This window comes from Roseburia sp. AF02-12, assembly GCF_003461765.1.
Lineage (GTDB): Bacteria > Bacillota > Clostridia > Lachnospirales > Lachnospiraceae > Roseburia_C > Roseburia_C amylophila.
This window is the reverse complement of the sequence record NZ_QTXS01000001.1, coordinates 1,443,477-1,463,330: the sequence shown is the minus strand read 5'-3', so window position 1 is coordinate 1,463,330 and position 19,854 is coordinate 1,443,477. Positions and strand designations below refer to the sequence as shown.

The following is a 19,854-nucleotide window of genomic DNA, read 5'->3' as shown; positions in this document are numbered from 1 at the left end:
AATGGATAATACCATTTTAAGATAGTAAAGAGAGGATACGAAAGATGGTTTTTAGCAGCATAGCATTTATCATGTATTTTATGCCGGTATTTTTTCTGGTTTATTATATCCTGCCGGCTTCTTATAAGAATGCCTGGCTTTTCCTTGCCAGCCTTGGTTTTTATTACTATGGTGTCAGGGGAAATCCGGGTTATCTTTTACTTATGATTATGTCTGTGGTGGTCAATTTCGTGGCTGGAAAATTGATTGCGGCACAGAAGACGAAGCGGGCGAGGAAAGCCTGGCTTGTGGTTGGAATCGTCTATGATTTAGGATGGCTCATTCTGTTTAAATATCTGGGCTTTCTTATAGAGAATCTGAATGCCCTTTTTGGTGCAATGCACGTTAAGGTACAACTGGAAACATGGAATCTGATTCTGCCAATTGGAATCAGCTTTTATACGTTCCAGATTATTTCCTATCTGGTGGACGTGTACCGGAGGGAAACAAAAGCGGAAAAATCGTTGATTTCTCTGGGAACGTATCTATGCATGTTCCCGCAGTTAATTGCAGGACCGATTGTCAATTACCATCTGATTCAGGAGCAGCTTCATAAGAGAAAACATTCCATGGTAAAGGTGGAATCCGGACTTAAGGTATTTGCACTGGGACTTGCTTATAAAGTATTGCTGGCAAACCGGGTGGGACATCTTTGGACAGAGGTGACAGCAATCGGTTATGAGAGCATTTCCACACCGCTGGCATGGATGAGCATTGTGGCATACAGCCTGCAGTTATATTTTGACTTCTATGGGTATTCCCTGATGGCAATCGGACTGGGGCGGATGATGGGCTTTGACTTTCCACAGAACTTTAACAATCCGTATATGGCAGTGTCCATGACGGATTTCTGGCGCCGCTGGCATATGACACTGGGTGGCTGGTTCCGGGAATATGTATACATTCCGCTGGGCGGCAACCGCGGTGGTTTTGCAAAGACCGTCCGCAATATGTTTGTGGTATGGCTTCTGACAGGGCTCTGGCATGGCGCAAGCTGGAACTTTGTACTGTGGGGACTTTTGCTTTTTGTCTTATTATTCGTGGAAAAAGCCGGACTTGGAAAAGTGCTGGAGCGGCATAAGGCGCTTGGCCATATTTATATGATACTCTGGATACCACTTTCCTGGCTGGTCTTTGTGATTACGGATTTAAGCCAGCTTGGCATTTATTTACAGAAATTATTCCCATTCTTTGGCAGTACCGGAACGGTATTGTTTCAGGGAGATTATCTGAAATATGGTAAGACCTATGGCATTTATCTGGTGCTTGGTATCCTGTTTGCAACAGGTGTTCAGGAGAAGCTCCTTAAGAAGAATAAGAACCGCCTCTGGGTGATTTTACTGCTGCTGGCATTATTCTGGGCGAGCGTATATTGTATGTATCTTGGAATGGATGATCCATTCTTATACTTCAGATTCTAGTGAGGAAATACGATGAAAAAATATAAATTTACTATACTTTTACTGCTGACATTTGTGATTGCATTCCCGGTGATTACCGTAAAGCTTGTAACTGCGGAGCAGGAGAAGAAGGCAAGGCAGGAAGAACTGGCACAGGTGACAGACACAGAAAAAGAGCCGGCGGAAGCAGTTGCCGGAACGGAAGAAAACAGCACAGATAAAGCCGGTACAGGACAAGAAGATATTGATAGTACAGAAAATACAGAAGATAAAACAGGTACCAAGGATAATGAAACGGTGGCAGATACGGAGCAGGAGGGAACCTTTACAACAGAGGATATCAGCTATTTTTCCGATGCTTTATTTATTGGAGATTCCAGAACAGTAGGATTATCGGAGTATGCAGACCTTGGGGATGCGGATGTATTTGCAACGATTGGCTTAAGTTCCTTTAAGCTGTTTGAAACAGAGGTGGATATGCCGGGCTATGGAAAAGAAACTTTGGATGAAGTGTTAAGCCGGAAAAATTACGGAAAGATTTATCTGATGCTAGGTATCAATGAACTGGGATATCCACATGCAAGCATAGAAAAGCAATATCGTGAAGTGGTAGAGAAAATACGGGAAATGCAGCCGGATGCCATTTTATTCTTAGAGGCGAGTCTTCATGTTTCCAAGGCAAAATCCGATTCGGACAGCCTTTATAACAATGCCAATATTGACTGGCTCAATGACGTGGTGGAGTCCTTATGTGACCAGAAGCAGACCTATTATATTGATGTGAATGAAATCTTTGATGATGGGGCAGGAAACCTCGATGCCCAGTATACCAGTGATGATGCCCATCCTCTAGGAAAATATTATGCCCAGTGGGCAGAATGGATTCTGACGAAAGCTATTGTAAAGGAAAAATAAGACCAAAACTCTTAGGAAAACGCAGTGGAAAACCGATGTATTATTTATAAAAGTGTATACAACAGTGAAAGAAATATCCGATAACCGGATAAGCGTTGCAGAAAGGCAAGGGAAGCGTATATGAATGGAATCAATACCAGTTTTGGGACACAGAGCTTATATCAGAATGACGGGACACAGGGAAGTGCAAAGTCAGATGATAAGAAGCAGGATAATAAGAATGACAGCAATGTAATAAAAGGTGCCGGTCTTAATCTGAATCAGACAGATCTGATTGGACAGAAGATGGCAAATGCCCAGAAAGAAGCATTAAAGAAGATTATGGATACATTTTCCGGTGAGCACGCAGTGGATGAAGAGATGGACGAGCGGCGTGCCCACATTAAGGAAATTGACAGCGAGATAAAAGATTATCAGAGTGAAATCCGCGACTTACAGAATAAGGAAGCTGAATTAAAGGGACGTTACCAGGTAGCGGATGGCAGCCAGGAAGAGGCAGACCTTGACCTTTTAAAGAAAGCCAGTACAGCAGAAGGAAGAAGCATGCTTTCCAAAGAAGAATTAGAGCATGTCTCAGAATTACAGAAAGGCGGAATGACAGACTATCAGAAAGAGTCCATGGACTACTATAAAATGGAGTCAGAATACAGAAGCAAGATAAAAGACCTTGGAAAGGAAAGAGCCGAGGATAACGGATACCTCCGGGCAGTACATACGGAACGGTTAAAGCATCATGATATGATAGACAGCCAGAAGGAAGCGGAAGAAATATTAGACAATGCATCCGATGAAGCAACATTAGGACTGATTGGGGAAGCAGTAGACCACATCGATGAGACCATCAAAGAAAATGAGAAAGATACGGATAAGAAGGATGCAGACAAGAAAGAGGATAAGAAGACTGATACAAAATTAGACAAGGAGACCCAGAGCAGCCTTTTAAAGAGTGAAGCAGAGAAAAAGGTTGCGGAGCATAAACTTGCCGAGGACGATATCAAAGGACTTGTCTATGATGAGCAGTTATAAACAAAATGGACAATTTGTGCTGTCAGATATACAAATTGTCGAAAAAGTATAACTTGACCATACAAAAAAAATCTATTGTATATGTCAAAAAAACGCATTGTTTCTTATACTAATAAATGTTAAAATACATAGAAGAAAAAAGAGGGAGGAAGTTAGCATGGCTTCATTCGTTGAAAACACACAGCACAAAGTAGAAAGAAAAGCTTTTGAGATAATGACCAATAGCATCGTAGGTAAGTTGACTAAGACAGATGATATCGCGAAAAGACAGGAAACATTCCTTGAACTTATTGATAAGGCAGAGACTTTCTGGGGAAATGGCGCAGACAAGGCAACATTGGATAAGGTCAGAGAGTATGTAAAGAATCCGGAGAACAGATGGGTGAAGTTTGTAAACCGTGTTCTGGATGAGACAAATCCAAATTATGCTAAGAAATTCCTTCTGAATTTAGGATATGAAGCATTTTTCCGTGGAACAAAGACAATCAGGGCAAACCGTGAGAAGTACAACTGTAATATTCCATGGCTGATTCTTTTTGACCCGACAGACGCATGTAATATGCATTGTGTAGGATGCTGGTCCGGCACATATGGCCACAAGAATAACATGTCCTATGAGGATATGGATAAGATTGTTACACAGGGTAAGGAACTTGGAACTTATCTTTACTTTATGACAGGTGGAGAACCGACTGTTCGTAAGAATGATATTTTAAAACTTGCTGAGAAGCATAATGATTGTATGTTCGGTCTTTTCTCCAACTCTACTCTGATTGATGAGGAGTTATGTAAGAAGATTGTAGAACTTGGAAATATTACATTCCTTCTTTCCATTGAGGGAACACCTGAGACAAATGATGGACGTCGTGGTGACGGACATTATGCAGCAGTTATGAAGGCAATGGATCTGTTGAAACAATATGGTATCATATTCGGAACTTCTATCTGCTATACCAGAGCCAATGTTGAGGCTGTTACCGATGAGAAATTCTTACGTTTCATTGCTGATAAGGGCGCACGTTTCGGTTTCTACTTCCATTATATGCCGGTAGGACAGAACGCAGCTCCGGAGCTGATGCCGACATTGGAACAGCGGGAAGAAATTATTAAGAAGATTCGCTGGGTTCGTACCGGAGACAATGATATCGGATTTTTCCCAATGGACTTCCAGAATGACGGAGAATTTGTTGGCGGATGTATTGCCGGTGGACGTAACTACTTCCATATTAATGCACAGGGAGACGCAGAACCGTGCGTATTTATCCATTTCTCGGATTCGAATATCCATGATAAGTCAATCCTTGAGATGCTGCAGAGTCCATTGTTTAAGGCATATCATGAAGGACAGCCATTTAACAGAAACCACCTGCGTCCATGTCCGATGCTTGAGAATCCAAAGCTCTTAAGAGAAATGGTAAACAAGACTGGTGCGAAGGGAACAAACGCTGAGGCAGAAGAGACTGTTGAGCATCTCTGCTCTAAGTGTGATCACTATGCAGAAGAGTGGGGACCGGTTGCAGACCGTATCTGGGCAGAACAGAAACATAAGAAAGCACCTTATGAGAACTATACGGAAGAAAAGAGAGAACATCCGGAACTTGCAGCATTTGAGCATGCGGATGGTTCCGATGGATTAAGAGATGAGGATCTTCAGTAATTAAATCAGATGATAAAATAGGACTAAATCAAGAGAAACCTTATACAACAAGGGTTTGAATGATTTAAGTCCTATTTTTTTGAAAGTCCGCGAGAGATAAGTAAAGCATCTTGAAGTCTTATACCTGATACAGTAAAATAGATACATCCGGCAACAGGGAGGTCTCAAATGAAACAGGAATCCATTACAATCATATGATGAAATAGTTTTCTCTTAAGATAACCGCAGCATAATATTTGAAATAAACTCCATTTCCTCATTATAAAACCGGGTAGAACCATGATAACGTTCGGCAGTGGTTTGGATAGAAAGAAGTCCAATACCGCTGCCGCTTTCTGTTGTAGACAGAAACTGCCCGTTCATCTTTTTTACAATTCCATTGAAACTGTTTACCATTGTGATATATATGGTGCCCGGACTGTTAAGGTCAGAACTGAGGTGGATATATCTGTTTTCCACCGGAACCTGACAGCAGGCATGGATGGCATTTTCCAAAAGATTGCCGAAAAGCAGGCTTAAGTCTACATCAGAAATAGAAATCTTCCGGGGAACAATAACCTTAAAATCCATTTTGATATGACAGGATTCTGCAAGGGAAGCATAGTAACTGATAACTGCATTCACAGCCATGTTTTGGCAGAAAAGATACTGCATGGAATGTCTTCCGGTTTCCATCTGGTAGTCAGCCATATAATTTTTTAATTCTTCATATTGCCCGGATTGGGCCAGCTCTTGCATAACTGCAATGGTATGTTTGAAATCATGCCGCTCCTGACGGGACTGATCGAGATAATTCTGAAGCTTGACATACTGGCTTGCCTGGGCGCGGTACATAATCGAAGTGGTATCTGCTTTGATTTTCTGTGCAGTTGTAACGGCAATGAGATAAAGCAGAATCTGGAAGGTTATAAAAAAGATAAAAAGAACCACCTCGATAACCATGGCAATTACAAATACCCGGCCTACACGGATATTGTTGTAGTCCTTAGGCAGCATAAAGATATTACAAAAAGTAATAATGGCAGGAATAATCCATGTAAGCCACCAGAATAAAGGCTGATTTACATTTTCGAAAATCCATTTCAGCTTATCTTTTATGACGATAAATACGAACATAATAAGAAAGCTGATGGCGTATTGTAAGAGCAGTCCCGGAACAGAGCTGTCATCTACATTGGAAGAAGGGACGGTATAAGCAATGATATAATCGTTGGCAATGCAGCCAAAGGAAAGGGCTGCGGTGGCACATAAAAATAAATACCAGAGCTTTAGATTACTCAGGCGGACCGTAATAAAATATACAATAAGGCATACGGACAGGAGTGGGAAAAAGAACAGATTTGCATCATAATTCCCGGTGGATTCAACGCAGCCTAAAATCAGACAAATTGCAGTCATAACCGGAATCAGAACAGAAAAGAGTTTCCGCAGGGGAATTGATATCCAGTCAGCAACCGGAACGATGCAGATAAAAATACCCGGGAAAATAACTCCGTAATGGGCTGCGGCAATCAGAACAGTAAAAGGATTCATGACAGACCTCCGTGTAAAAGTGACTTTGTGCGTTGGGTAAATTGCCAGGTAATATAAGTCTGCTGAAGGGTATTAGACTGCTTTTTGTTCATGGAAAAGGATGCTCCATCATTCATCATGCAGACTGCTCCGTCCATGGAAGAAACATAGTCCAGATTTACCATAACACCACGGTTAATGGTCAAAAAACGTTCATCCTCCGAAAGCGTGCGGGTAACATCCCGAAACAGCATCCGGCAGCGGATTTCTTCGCTGGTATGAATAATAAGATAGTTTGAATCTGAAATAATATATTGAATGTCCGAATAAAGAATCGGAAGCTTCGTCTTGTTGGTATTTACGGTCAGAAATAAATGGGAATCCAAAACAGGACGGACAGCCAGAAGGTCATCTAATAACGGATGGATGGCAGCTTTGGTAATCGGTTTTTGCAGATAGTCGAAAGCGTGGACATGCAAAGCTTCCACATGATATTCCGAGCTGGAGGTCAGAAAGACAATCGGTGTCTTCGGTGAAATTTTTCGAAAAGAAACCGCAAGGTCAATCCCGTTTGCTTCCTTAAGATAAATATCGAATAGCACAAAATCATAGGAATTCGAGGCGGCAGACAACAAAAAAGCATCTCCTTCGGTAAAGGTATCACAGCAGACCGTCATGTTATGGCTGCCGCACCAGTCCCGGATGAGCAGCTCTGTCATATGTATTTCTTCTATATTGTCATCAACAATCGCAAACCGCAATAAGATAGCCTCCTTTCGATTTCATGGCTTTTCAGGCATTATTATAGCATACCTGTCGAAAAAATACGAATCTTTCATCCCACTAAAGTGCTTTTCATCCCACCCCGGTTGACAATCCTTAAATAAGAATGGTATAAAGAAAATTGGTATACAAATTCATTTTGAAAAATATTTCGTAAGAGAAAAATAAATTTTGGAGGGAACTTATGAAATTAAAAAAGAAAACATGTGGAATCTTGGCAGTGTTACTGCTGCTGATGACTGTATTTACCGGAATGCAGGAAGTAATGCCGGTACATGCAGAGGGACTGAAGGTATCCATAAACGGAACTGAACTGGAAGAGGGCAAATACTATGCATTCGGAGGAAGCAGAGGGAGTGGAACCATGAGTGAATGTGACCCGGCGGCTCTTCCGGAAGCATATATCTATTATAGTGCAGGTATAATGGAAGTAAAAGGAATTGTAAGAATATATTCGAACGGAGGAAGTTCAACAGAAATCTTAAAGATTGAAAATGGAACCCTGACATTGAAAGGGGATGGTAACTTTTATCTGACAAATTGTAATGATACGGAAACATTGGTTACAGGAACTGCAGATGCAGTACTTAAGACGGATGAATATACCGGAGATATTAAATTTTCTGGAAGGGGTGGAAATGCTCTTATAAAGGGACTTTCTCTGGTGGACTTAAAAACCGCCGGGAAGATAACTTTAGATGCAGACGATGTTACTGGTGATGCATTTATCTCTGCCGGTTCAGTTAAGCTTGAGGCGGATCAGTTGGACATCTATTTATCAGGTGGAGCGGTGAAGTATCTGATAGAGGCAACGGATGAGCAGAACGGAGAAATCAGCCTGAAAAAGACTGGTTCCCTGAATTCGTTTGATCTGGTAAATGGAAATAATATAAATGTAACAGAGGCATTTTTTAAAGCAACAGATACTTTCCTGTCATCCAATGGAAACAGTAATTCGAACAGTTCGAGTGGCAGGATAGTTCTTGTGGGTGAAACAATAGCAGAAGGCAATCTTGAATTAGAAACAGTAAAAGATGTAACAATCCGCGCAAAGAAGACTGCGGTAAAAGGAAATCTCGCTGTCAATGCAGAAAATGGATATGGTGTTGAGATAACCAGTGAAGGGGGAGCGGTATCAACCGGAAGTACAGAGATTACGGCACCTTCATTAGTTGTTATGCTGCAGGCAAATGGAGATGCTGCCATAATCGAAGGAAATGCAAAGATAAATGCAAATAGAATATCCATGAAGAGTGCGAACAATGCAGCAATTGCAGGGGATGCAGACCTTCAGGCACGAAATTACATTACACTTCTGGGAGCAGAAGGGCATTCTGTAATAGGGGGAAGCAACATTTTAATGAATGCAGCAGGCGGTGAGCTTTCCATATCCAGAACCGGAAGTGCTGCTACCGGTACTCCGCCACTTCTGGGAGGAACATTGCAGACGCAGAATGATATCGTAAAATATAGCGATGGCGGGGAAAACTGGGTACAGATAATGGCAACCGGCGAGACATATGATGTAGATAACTGTGAACATCCGATTTTAGCAGGATATTCCGGCAGATGTATGGTCTGTGGAGAATATGACATAGAATATGCAGAGCTGATTGGAACGGATGGAACGACTAAGAGAATGCTGAATGGAGACTTCGGTGGAACCGGAGCACGTAATGATTTCAGATACCTGGAAGATGGAGATACCATCAAATTTGTGAAAGATATTTATGGAAATGGAAGAACCGCAGCAATCGGAGACAGTAAAGCCGTAACCCTTGACCTGAACGGACATACATTGATTCTGGATACGATTTCCTCAGGGAACAATCTTACCATTGCAAATGGTAATTATAAGGGAAAGATTACCAATGGCGGTGTCGGACTTACAAAGGAACTGACCTTTAAAAATGCAAAAGCAGCACTGACTGATTTACAGTGGATGACGAACAGTGGAGTAAAGCTTGAGGGAAGTGAAGTTACAGTATCCGGAAATGACGGTTCTGGACGGTGCTGGTTAGAGAAGCTTACAATGGATGAAGATTCAAAGCTGGTATTAAAGAATGTGAGTCAGGGCATTTCGAATTATGCCAACGTTGCTCTGGAAGAAAGTCTCGGAACAATCCGGGGATTCCTGCCAAAAGATTATTCTATTGCAAATAGGAAGAGAAATCCTGCAGATGCTGATTACAGAAATACCATTGTGGATGCAGATGGTCAGATTGCCCAGAATGTGGAGCTTCGTTATCGCAAGATGACAGATGCAGATTTATCGGCAACATTGAATCCAACGACCTATACTTATGATGGAACAGCAAAGGAACCGGAAGTACTTGTGGTATATGACGGACAGACACTGACAAAGGATACGGATTACACCGTTGCTTATTCGGATAACAAAAATGCAGGAAGTGCAGAGGTAACAATAACAGGTATTGGAGTGTATCATGAAGCAGCACATCTGCAATTTACGATAGGGAAGGCAGGTCAGGCGGCACCAACAGGACTGAAGGCTGTAAATACCAGTAAAACAGGTGCAAGTGATGGAGCCATTGAAAACCTGACTACTGCAATGGAATACAGCACAGATGAAATTCATTGGACCAAGGTTACAGATGGTACAAAGATAAACCAGCTTGCAGCAGGTGACTATTTCGTACGGTATGCAGAGACAGGGAACTATCTGGCTTCTGCATCTACAAAGGTGACAGTTGCCGTAAAGGAAGCCCCTTCCACTGGAAACGGTTCCAATCCAGGTGAAACCACAGGCAGTAATGGAACTACAGGCAGCACTGGAACGAACGGTTCCGGCACAGTAGCGGGAACTTCAAATAGAAGCAGCTCTGATGCAGCCGGTTCCAATACGGCAGCCCTGACGGGAACAACACAGAAGACTGCAACCATAAAAACTGGTGATGAAACACCGGTTGGAAGAATACTGCTTCTGATGTTTTCCGCAGCTGGATTGATGGTTGTGGCAGCTGCTGGCAGAAAGAAATATTGTTAATTGTTTAAGAAGGCACGCAGCGCATCCTTTTGTGCTTTATAATCACTGATTCCTAAATCATAAAGCTCCTGCATGATTTTCGGGTCAGTGGTAAAAGTGCCAATCTTAACCTGATGGGACGGTGCAAAGAGAAATGCCCGTCCTTCTTTTTGTAATTTTGCAGCAACTTCTACCGAGTGCCGGTAATTTAAGTGTCTGTTATCAATTGCAGTAATCGTATTTGGAAATTTCCGTAACATCTTTTTGTAAAGAAAACGGTAACTCTCCGGCTGCTTGACATAGCCAAGTGGACGGCAGTAGATAATTACTACCTTGTCGCAGCCATCTGCAATGGCACGTTCAACCGGAATGGAATCTGCAACACCGCCATCATAGTAATAATTGCCGTGAAAAGAAATCGGTTTGCAGAAGCCCGGAAGGGCACAGGTTGCCATAATGCCGCGGTAATCATCACGGCCTAAATCTTCTTTGGAAAAATATTCTGCCTTTCCGGTGGCAGCATTGGTTGCCGGAAAATGAAATTCACTTGGATTTGCTGCTAAGGCATCATAATCCAGCGGGTCGTTTCCTGTGGAATTGGTTAAGGTTCCGTAAATATATTGAAGTCCGAAGAGAGAACCGGTTTTAATCAGATTTTTGATACTGATGTAGCGGGGGTCTTTTACATGCTCTATATAGAAACGCAGATTACGACCACGTTGCCCGGCAAGGTAAGAAGCAGTATTTGCCGCACCGGCAGATACACCCATACAATAATCAAATGTAACATTGTCGTCTAAGAAGGCATCCAGAATTCCGGCACTGTAAGCGCATTTCATACCGCCGCCTTCTACAATCAATCCAGACTTTTCCACGATATTCACCTCTTGAGATATACTTCGTTAATTTTTTCACATATAGTTTAGCACATTGAAGAAGAAAGTCAAAATACATTTTTTATTGTATGTATATTCCGGGAAAATATAAGAGTTTGCGGCATTCGGGCTGCTACCCATATGTCACTGCATTGTTAAGAGTCTCTAAGAATTTCATGAAATATAAAAAAAGTTCCGGCAACCGGCACAAATTCACATCCATGTTCATCTGTGCCTTGCTGGCACGTCCATGTGCCAGCATTGCCAGTTTTGGTGAGAAATTCTAAGAGTCTCTAAACAATTTCGTTAATATATGGGTAGCAGCCCGAATGCCGCAAATTGATATAATTTCCCCGGAATAATCCACACAGAATCTCCTTCCGGTCGTTGAAACCTTCCGCAAAAAACGTTATAATATGAGACAGTGATAAAAGGCGAAGAATAGAAACAGCGGAAGAGAGGAAACGGGAATGGCATTTGCCCATTTACATGTACATACAGAATACAGTCTGTTAGACGGTTCAAATAAAATAAAAGAATATGTGGAGAAAATCAAGGCACTTGGCATGACAGCAGGGGCGATTACCGACCATGGTGTTATGTATGGTGTCATTGATTTCTATAAGGCAGCCAGGGAGGCGGGAATTAACCCGGTTCTTGGCTGTGAAGTCTATGTGGCTCCTGGCTCCAGATTAGACCGCGAGATGGTACATGGAGAGGACAGATACTATCATCTTGTGCTTCTGGCAGAGAATAACACAGGCTATAGCAATCTGATGAAAATTGTATCCAAAGGCTTTGTGGAGGGATACTATTATAAGCCGCGTGTGGACATGGAAGTGTTAGAAAAATACCATGAGGGAATCATTGCCCTAAGTGCCTGTCTGGCAGGTGAAGTACAGCGTAATCTGGTGCGTGGAATGTATGAAGAAGCCAGAGAAGTGGCATACCGATATGAACGCTGCTTTGGAAAAGGTAATTTCTTTCTGGAATTGCAGGATCATGGAATCCCGGAACAGAAGCTGGTAAACCAGCAGCTGCTTCGACTGAGCCAGGAAACCGGAATAGAGTTAGTTGCAACAAATGATGTGCATTATACCAATGCAGAGGATGCAGAGCCTCATGACATCCTGCTCTGTCTTCAGACCGGAAAGAAATTAGCGGACGAAGACAGAATGCGCTATGAAGGCGGACAGTATTATGTCAAATCCGAAGAGGAAATGAAATCACTTTTTCCATATGCACTGCAGGCACTGGAAAATACCCAGAAGATTGCAGACCGCTGTCATGTGGAAATTGAATTCGGACATACCAAGGTGCCGCATTTTGAGGTGCCGGAAGGCTATGATTCCTGGACTTATTTAAATAAATTGTGTCATGAAGGACTGGATAAGCGGTATGGAGCCGATGCACCAAAATATTTACAGAAATTAGATGATGAGCTTGCCGTTATTAAAAATATGGGATATGTGGACTATTTCCTGATTGTGTGGGACTTTATCCATTATGCGAGAGAGCATGATATTATGGTGGGACCGGGACGAGGCAGTGCCGCAGGAAGCCTTGTTTCTTACACCACCGGAATTACAGATATTGACCCGGTTCGTTACAATCTGATTTTTGAGCGTTTCTTAAATCCGGAACGTGTATCTATGCCCGATATTGATGTGGACTTCTGCTTTGAACGAAGACAGGAAGTTATTGATTATGTGGTAGAAAAATATGGCAAGGACTGTGTGACACAGATTGTAACCTTTGGTACGCTGGCAGCCCGTGGAGTAATCCGTGATGTGGGACGTGTCATGGATTTGCCGTACAATTTTGTAGATACGATTGCCAAGGCAATTCCAAATGAACTGGGAATTACCATTGATAAGGCACTGATGATGAACCCGGAGCTCCGGGGCATGTATGAATCTGACGAGTCGGTAAAGAAACTTATCGATATGTCAAGAAGATTAGAAGGTCTGCCGAGGCATACGTCCATGCATGCAGCAGGCGTGGTAATCAGCCAGAAACCAATGGATGAATATGTTCCGTTGTCAAGAGCATCCGATGGCACCATAACCACACAGTTTACCATGACTACCATTGAAGAATTAGGACTTCTGAAAATGGATTTCTTAGGACTCCGGACACTGACTGTAATCCAGAATGCAGTCCGTCTTGCAGAAAAGAGCAGCGGTAAAAAAATTGATATGAATGCCATCGACTATAACGATAAGAAAGTGCTAGACTCTCTTGGAACCGGCAAAACCGATGGTGTCTTCCAGTTGGAAAGTGCCGGAATGAAGAACTTCATGAAGGAGTTAAAGCCACAGAGCTTAGAGGATGTTATCGCAGGCATTTCTCTTTACCGTCCGGGTCCAATGGACTTTATTCCGGCTTATATCAAGGGAAAAGACCATCCGGAGAGCATTACCTATGACTGCGCGGAATTGGAGCCGATTCTGGCACCGACCTATGGCTGTATTGTGTATCAGGAACAGGTTATGCAGATTGTACGTGACCTCGCCGGTTATACATGGGGCAGATCTGACCTGGTGCGCCGTGCCATGTCTAAGAAAAAAGGCAAGGTAATGGAGCAGGAGCGGAAGAACTTTGTCTATGGTAATCCGGAAGAAAATGTTCCGGGTTGTATTGCAAGAGGAATCGATGAGAAAGTGGCAAACAAGATTTATGATAACATGATTGACTTTGCCAAATACGCATTTAATAAATCCCATGCGGCAGCTTATGCAGTGGTTGCATATCAGACCGCATATTTGAAATACTATTATCCGGTAGAGTTTATGGCAGCGTTAATGACATCAGTCTTAGACAATACTTCCAAAGTCTCAGAATATATCTACACCTGCCGCCAGATGGGAATCGCAATTCTGCCGCCGGATATCAATGAAGGCGAGGGTGGTTTCTCCGTATCCGGTCAGGCAATCCGCTATGGACTTTCTGCCATTAAGAGTATCGGAAGACCGGTGATTGATGCCATTGTGGAGGAGCGTAAAATCCGTGGACCGTTTACCACGTTAAAGGATTTTATTACAAGACTTTCCGGAAGAGAAGTGAATAAACGGACCATAGAAAACTTTATCAAAGCGGGAGCCTTAGACGGACTGGAAGGAAACCGCCGTCAGAAGATGATGATATACGGTTCTCTTTTGGATGCACTGAATCAGGAAAAGAAGACCACAATGGCTGGTCAGATGACACTTTTTGATATTGCACCGGAAGAGGACAAGGCAGAATACGAAATCAAGCTTCCGAATGTAGAAGAGTATGACAAAGAAGTGCTTCTTGGCTTTGAAAAGGAAGTTCTGGGCATATATATCAGCGGACATCCGCTGGAAGAATATATGGAGCGTTTAAAGAAGAATACCAATGCCGTTACTACAGACTTTGTACTGGATGAAGAGACCGGAACCCTTAAGGTATCGGATGGCGCAAAGGTACGTATCGGTGGAATGATTACCGATAAAGTCATCAAGTATACCAAGAGTAATAAGGCGATGGCATTTATTACGTTAGAAGATCTGGTGGGAACAGTGGAAATCATCATTTTCCCGAAGGATTATGAGCGTTATGCAAAATATCTTGAAAATGATGCCAAAGTATTTGTGGAAGGCCGTGTAACTGCAGAAGAAGACCGTAACGGCAAGCTTATTTGTGAGAAAATCATTTCCTTTGATGAAGTGAAACGGGAGCTGTGGCTGCAGTTCCCAAGTAAGAGCGATTTCGAAGAAAAAGAAGGTGCTCTTTATGGAAAAATGATGGATGCCGATGGCTCAGAGCATGTCGTTATTTATCTTGCAGCAGAAAAACAGATGAAGCGTCTGCCGGAAAACAGAAATGTTGCAATTACAAAAGAGCTTTTAGAAGATCTTGGGAATTTCTTAGGTAAAGATAATGTAAAAGTTGTAGAAAAGTCGTTGTAGCCATTGCAAAACCACAGTTTAAGGATTAGAATAAAAATGATTGGATAAAGAACAAAGAGAAGTGTTTACATATAGGAGGTAACAGGGAATGTCAAAAGAAATTCAGACAATTGGTGTTTTAACCAGTGGCGGGGATGCTCCGGGCATGAACGCTGCTATCCGTGCAGTAGTAAGGGAAGCTATTGCAAAGGGAAAGAAAGTAAAAGGAATTAAGAGAGGTTATGCAGGTCTTTTGCAGGAAGAGATTATTGATATGGAAGCAAAAGATGTAGCAGACATTATCCAGAGAGGTGGAACAATTTTACAGACTGCACGTTGTCAGGAATTCGTAACACCGGAAGGACAGCAGAAGGGTGCTGAAATCTGCAGAAAACATGGCATTGATGGAATTATCGTAATCGGTGGAGACGGTTCCTTTAAGGGCGCACAGAAGCTGGCAGCACTTGGAATCAACACCATCGGATTACCGGGAACCATTGACCTTGATATTTCCTGTACCGATTATACCATCGGTTTTGATACCGCAGTAAATACTGCCATGGAAGCCATTGATAAGGTACGTGATACCTCAACCTCCCATGAGCGCTGCTCCATCATTGAAGTAATGGGCAGAGGCGCAGGCTACATTGCACTGTGGTGTGGTATTGCCAATGGAGCAGAGGATATCCTGCTTCCGGAGAAATATGATTATGACGAGCAGAAGCTTGTAAATAATATTATAGAGAACAGAAAACGTGGAAAGCAGCATCATATTATTGTAAATGCAGAAGGTATCGGTCATTCCGCAAGCATGGCAAAGAGAATTGAAGCAGCAACCGGAGTTGAAACCAGAGCGACCATCTTAGGACATATGCAGCGTGGTGGAAGCCCGACCTGTAAAGACCGTGTTTATGCATCTACCATGGGATGCATTGCCGTAGATTTGCTGTGCGAAGGCAAATCCAACCGTCTTGTAGCATATAAAAATGGTGAATTCGTAGATTATGATATTGACGAGGCACTGGCAATGACCAAATCCATTCCGGAATATCAGTATGAAATTTGTAGAAATCTTTCCAGATAGGATGTTATTATGATTACCAGTACAGCAAATCCGCAGGTAAAAAATTTAATTCAGTTAGTAAAAAAAGCCAAAGTTCGTAATGAACAGAGGCTTTTTGTTGTGGAAGGAATCCGTATGTTCCGGGAAATCCCGGAAGGCTGGCTTGATAGAATTTATGTTTCCGAGCATTTCATGGAAGAGGAATCCCATGTAAAAGTTCTGCAGGGAAAAAATTATGAAGTACTTGCCAATCATGTGTTTGAAAGTGTGTCCGATACCAAGACACCGCAGGGAATCCTTTGTCTTGTGAAAATGCCGGATTATACCTTAGAAGAAGTAATACCAAAGGAAAATGCCCATCTTCTGATTCTTGAAAGTATTCAGGATCCGGGCAATTTAGGCACGATGTTCCGAACCGGAGAGGGAGCGGGAATCAGCGGAATTATCATGAACCGCACCACTGTAGATGTTTTTAATCCAAAGACCATCCGCTCCACTATGGGCAGTATCTTTCGCGTACCATTTTTCGTGACGGAAAACCTGCAGGATATATTGATGCAGTTAAAGTCCCGGAAAATAAAGCTTTACAGTGCCCATCTGCAGGGCAGTGTTTCTTATGAGGAGCCGGATTATAAAGAACCCACAGGCTTTTTAATTGGAAATGAAGGAAATGGATTATCGGATGAGATTGCCAGAATGGCAGATACCTATATCCACATTCCAATGGCAGGAAAAGTAGAATCACTGAATGCAGCAATTGCGGCAACACTGCTGATGTATGAGGCAGCACGCCAGAGGAGGTAAGGGATGTTCCGGTTATGGGCAAAAGAATTTAAAGACAATCATATGTTAAAGGATACCACCATCTGTGATGACTCCGGGGATACCAGAACCCATAAGGTGTTCCGGGCATTAGATGAGGTGTGCTATACCTTTGATTTGGGAAAACCAATCTGGTTAGACCGCAATGTGGATGAATTTAAGCGGCATGCAAAGACCAGGTTTTATCAGGATAATTTTGTGGAAGAAATTGAATTTGATTTTTTGGAAATTCATGTGATTGAAGAGGATTAAGTAACTGTGTCAGGAGGAAAGAAAATGGAAGGGCAGATGCGCCGGGATACCATCATTAAGATGCTGGGGGAGAAGGGAAAACCTTTGTCCGGAACAGAATTGGCAAAAGAATTAGGAGTCAGCCGTCAGGTGATTGTACAGGATATTGCATTGCTTCGTGCAGTAAATAAGAATATTTTAAGCACCAACAAAGGCTATGTGCTTTATGACCCTTCGGAAGAGACACAGAAAGCAAGAAGAACCATTGCAGTAAGCCACAGTGATGAACAGACACAGGATGAGCTTTATACCATCGTGGATTTCGGTGGGAAAGTCTTAGACGTCGTAATCGAGCATGATATTTACGGACAGATAACGGTGGATCTGATTTTAAAAAGCCGTCAGGATGTGGACGAATTTATTGCAAAGGTTGCAAAGAGCAAGGCAAAGCCGCTTAAGACACTGACCGGAAATAAACACTTTCATACCGTAGAAGCAGATTCAGAACAATTACTTGACATCATAGAAGAAAAATTACGGGAAAAAGGCTACGCAAGATAACAGCTTGACTTTTTTTCTCGATATGGTAAACTACTCCTTGACTGACAAGACAACTGACAAGACAGTTAAAGTCAAGGAGGAAGAAAAATGGAAAAGATAAAAGCGTTCTTAAAACGCAAAAATATTATTATCTCAGCAAAAAGATATGGCATTGATGCCTTAGGTGCAATGGCACAAGGTCTTTTTGCTTCTCTTTTAATTGGAACAATTATCAGTACAATTGGTGAGCAGGCTGGCATCCAGCTTCTGGTGGACATCGGTGGATATGCCAAAGCAGCAACCGGCCCGGCAATGGCAATCTCCATTGGTTTTGCTTTGCAGTGTCCGCCACTGGTGCTTTTTTCACTGGCAGCCGTCGGTGTGGCCGCAAATACCCTGGGTGGAGCAGGCGGACCGCTGGCAGTATTGATTGTCACCATCTTTGCAGCCGAATTCGGTAAAGCAGTATCCAAAGAAACCAAAATTGATATTATCGTCACTCCGTTTGTAACCATTTTCATCGGAGCAGGCTTATCCATCTGGTGGGCACCGGCAATCGGAGCCGCAGCCAGTGCAGTAGGAAATGCCATTATGTGGGCAACCGAATTGCAGCCGTTCTTTATGGGAATTTTAGTCTCTGTAATTGTAGGTATCGCACTGACGCTGCCAATCAGCAGTGCTGCAATCTGTGCAGCTTTGGGATTGACCGGACTGGCAGGAGGAGCTGCAGTAGCAGGATGCTGTGCCAACATGGTAGGTTTTGCAGTACTGAGCTTCCGGGAAAATAAATGGGGTGGACTTTTCGCACAGGGAATCGGAACTTCCATGTTACAGATGGGAAATATCGTGCGGAATCCAAGAATCTGGCTTCCGGCAATTTTAAGCTCCGCCATAACAGGTCCAATAGCAACCTGCGTCTTCCATCTTCAGATGAACGGTGCAGCCGTAGCATCCGGAATGGGAACCTGTGGACTGGTTGGTCAGATTGGTATTTATACCGGCTGGATTAATGATATTGCATCCGGCACCAAGGCAGCCATTACACTAATGGACTGGATTGGAATGCTGTTAGTATGCTTTATCTTACCGGGTGTTTTAACCTGGGCATTCGGTCTGTTCTTCCGTAAGATTGGCTGGATCAAAGAAAATGATTTGAAGCTCGATTTATAAGAAAGATTTAAGAAAATATAGATAAAAGTTATACCATAAGAAAACAAAAACAATACCTCTTGTGCATAATTATTAAAAATTGATAAAAATTTAACTAATAACAAACATATTATACAAAGATGTGCTATACTAAAATTAGATTGTTATTGCATATATTATAACTTACGAGGAAAATTCCGGAAATATAAAAAGGTTATTTTCCGCAGTAGATGCATGGAGGAGTAGAAAATGGAATCACCAATTGAAGTGACAGAAGGTGTAGATGGTTGGAATACCATAATCTTTCTTTATAATTCTGCATTAAAAGAAGTTGGAACCAAGCTTGAAATATTAAATGATGAATTTCAGCATGTACATCAGTACAATCCGATAGAATATATAAAGCGGCGGATTAAGACGCCGGAGAGTATCGTAAAGAAGCTGAAACGATATGGTTACGAGAGTACCATTGATAATATGGTCAATTATGTAAATGACATTGCAGGAATCCGTATTGTATGTTCCTTTACCTCTGATATTTATCGTATGGCAGAGATGATTGGAAAACAGAATGACCTTACCGTGGTATCGGTAAAGGATTATATCAGGCATCCGAAGGAAAGCGGCTATAAGAGTTATCATATGTTGGTTACGGTGCCGATTTTTTTATCAGACCGTGTAGTGGATACAAAGGTTGAGATTCAGATACGGACCATTGCAATGGATTTCTGGGCGAGTCTTGAACATAAGATATATTACAAATTCGAAGGAAATGCACCGGAATATATCAGTAAAGATTTGCGGGAGTGTGCAGAAATTGTTTCTATGCTGGATGCAAAGATGTTATCCCTGAACGAAGCAATTCTAGAGGCCAAGGCAGCACAGGAAGCAGAGCTATTGCGGGAAGAAAAAAATAGAGCGGATAAAGAAAAATAAAAGAAGCTG

Annotated in this window: 15 protein-coding genes; 12 read left to right on the top strand and 3 right to left on the bottom strand. The window is 42.4% G+C overall.

The features are described from left to right. Positions 1-44: 44 nt before the first annotated feature. The 4 genes from DV740_RS07115 (at position 45) to DV740_RS07100 (ending at position 5,037) form a co-directional block, all read left to right on the top strand. Positions 45-1,460: an MBOAT family O-acyltransferase gene (locus DV740_RS07115; RefSeq protein ID WP_117697972.1), complete on the top strand. Its 1,416-nt coding sequence runs from the start codon at positions 45-47 to the stop codon at positions 1,458-1,460. Positions 1,461-1,472: 12 nt separating this feature from the next. Then, entirely contained in the window at positions 1,473-2,354 is an 882-nt protein-coding gene (locus DV740_RS07110; RefSeq protein ID WP_117947551.1) for a GDSL-type esterase/lipase family protein, read from the top strand. Positions 2,355-2,474: 120 nt separating this feature from the next. Next, positions 2,475-3,380: a hypothetical protein gene (locus tag DV740_RS07105; protein WP_117697975.1), complete on the top strand. Its 906-nt coding sequence runs from the start codon at positions 2,475-2,477 to the stop codon at positions 3,378-3,380. A gap of 157 nt (positions 3,381-3,537) precedes the next feature. Further along, on the top strand, positions 3,538-5,037 hold the full coding sequence (locus DV740_RS07100; RefSeq protein WP_022242699.1) for a radical SAM protein: 1,500 nt from the start codon (positions 3,538-3,540) through the stop codon (positions 5,035-5,037). Positions 5,038-5,250: 213 nt separating this feature from the next. On the opposite strand, the gene DV740_RS07095 is transcribed toward DV740_RS07100, so the two are convergent. Together DV740_RS07095 and DV740_RS07090 are read right to left on the bottom strand one after the other, a co-directional pair. Then, the gene (locus DV740_RS07095; protein ID WP_118087761.1) at positions 5,251-6,570 is read right to left on the bottom strand and encodes an ATP-binding protein; all 1,320 of its coding nucleotides are present in this window, start codon (positions 6,568-6,570) and stop codon (positions 5,251-5,253) included. After that, positions 6,567-7,310 carry a LytR/AlgR family response regulator transcription factor gene (locus DV740_RS07090; protein WP_118087760.1) on the bottom strand — a complete coding sequence of 248 codons (744 nt, stop codon included), beginning with the start codon at positions 7,308-7,310 and terminating at the stop codon, positions 6,567-6,569. The genes DV740_RS07095 and DV740_RS07090 overlap by 4 nt, the downstream gene beginning before the upstream one ends. A 206-nt stretch (positions 7,311-7,516) precedes the next feature. Here DV740_RS07090 and DV740_RS07085 point away from each other — a divergent pair, with 206 nt between their 5' ends. Continuing rightward, positions 7,517-10,339, top strand: a complete 2,823-nt coding sequence (locus DV740_RS07085) for a hypothetical protein (RefSeq protein WP_118087759.1) — start codon at positions 7,517-7,519, stop codon at positions 10,337-10,339. Here the strand turns inward: DV740_RS07085 and DV740_RS07080 are convergent. Then, positions 10,336-11,193 (bottom strand): patatin-like phospholipase family protein, encoded by an 858-nt coding sequence (locus DV740_RS07080; protein WP_022242317.1) that lies wholly within the window; start codon positions 11,191-11,193, stop codon positions 10,336-10,338. The genes DV740_RS07085 and DV740_RS07080 overlap by 4 nt on opposite strands. Positions 11,194-11,663: 470 nt before the next feature. On the opposite strand from DV740_RS07080, the gene DV740_RS07075 reads away from it, so the two are divergent. The 7 genes from DV740_RS07075 (at position 11,664) to DV740_RS07045 (ending at position 19,845) form a co-directional block, all read left to right on the top strand. Further along, complete coding sequence (locus DV740_RS07075; RefSeq protein WP_118087758.1) at positions 11,664-15,125, top strand: DNA polymerase III subunit alpha; 3,462 nt, start codon at positions 11,664-11,666, stop codon at positions 15,123-15,125. An 88-nt stretch (positions 15,126-15,213) separates the two neighbouring features. Further along, positions 15,214-16,188: a 6-phosphofructokinase gene (gene pfkA, locus DV740_RS07070; protein WP_117841732.1), complete on the top strand. Its 975-nt coding sequence runs from the start codon at positions 15,214-15,216 to the stop codon at positions 16,186-16,188. A gap of 9 nt (positions 16,189-16,197) precedes the next feature. Continuing rightward, positions 16,198-16,971 (top strand): TrmH family RNA methyltransferase, encoded by a 774-nt coding sequence (locus DV740_RS07065; RefSeq protein WP_117841733.1) that lies wholly within the window; start codon positions 16,198-16,200, stop codon positions 16,969-16,971. 3 nt (positions 16,972-16,974) lie between these two features. Further along, positions 16,975-17,241: a hypothetical protein gene (locus DV740_RS07060; protein WP_022242313.1), complete on the top strand. Its 267-nt coding sequence runs from the start codon at positions 16,975-16,977 to the stop codon at positions 17,239-17,241. A 24-nt stretch (positions 17,242-17,265) separates the two neighbouring features. Then, the gene (locus DV740_RS07055; protein ID WP_022242312.1) at positions 17,266-17,781 is read left to right on the top strand and encodes a transcription repressor NadR; all 516 of its coding nucleotides are present in this window, start codon (positions 17,266-17,268) and stop codon (positions 17,779-17,781) included. 87 nt (positions 17,782-17,868) lie between these two features. Then, a complete protein-coding gene (locus tag DV740_RS07050; RefSeq protein ID WP_118087757.1) occupies positions 17,869-18,930 on the top strand; it encodes a PTS transporter subunit IIC in 1,062 nt (353 codons plus the stop codon). Between the two features lie 228 nt (positions 18,931-19,158). Then, complete coding sequence (locus DV740_RS07045; RefSeq protein WP_117697983.1) at positions 19,159-19,845, top strand: GTP pyrophosphokinase; 687 nt, start codon at positions 19,159-19,161, stop codon at positions 19,843-19,845. Positions 19,846-19,854 lie beyond the last annotated feature (9 nt).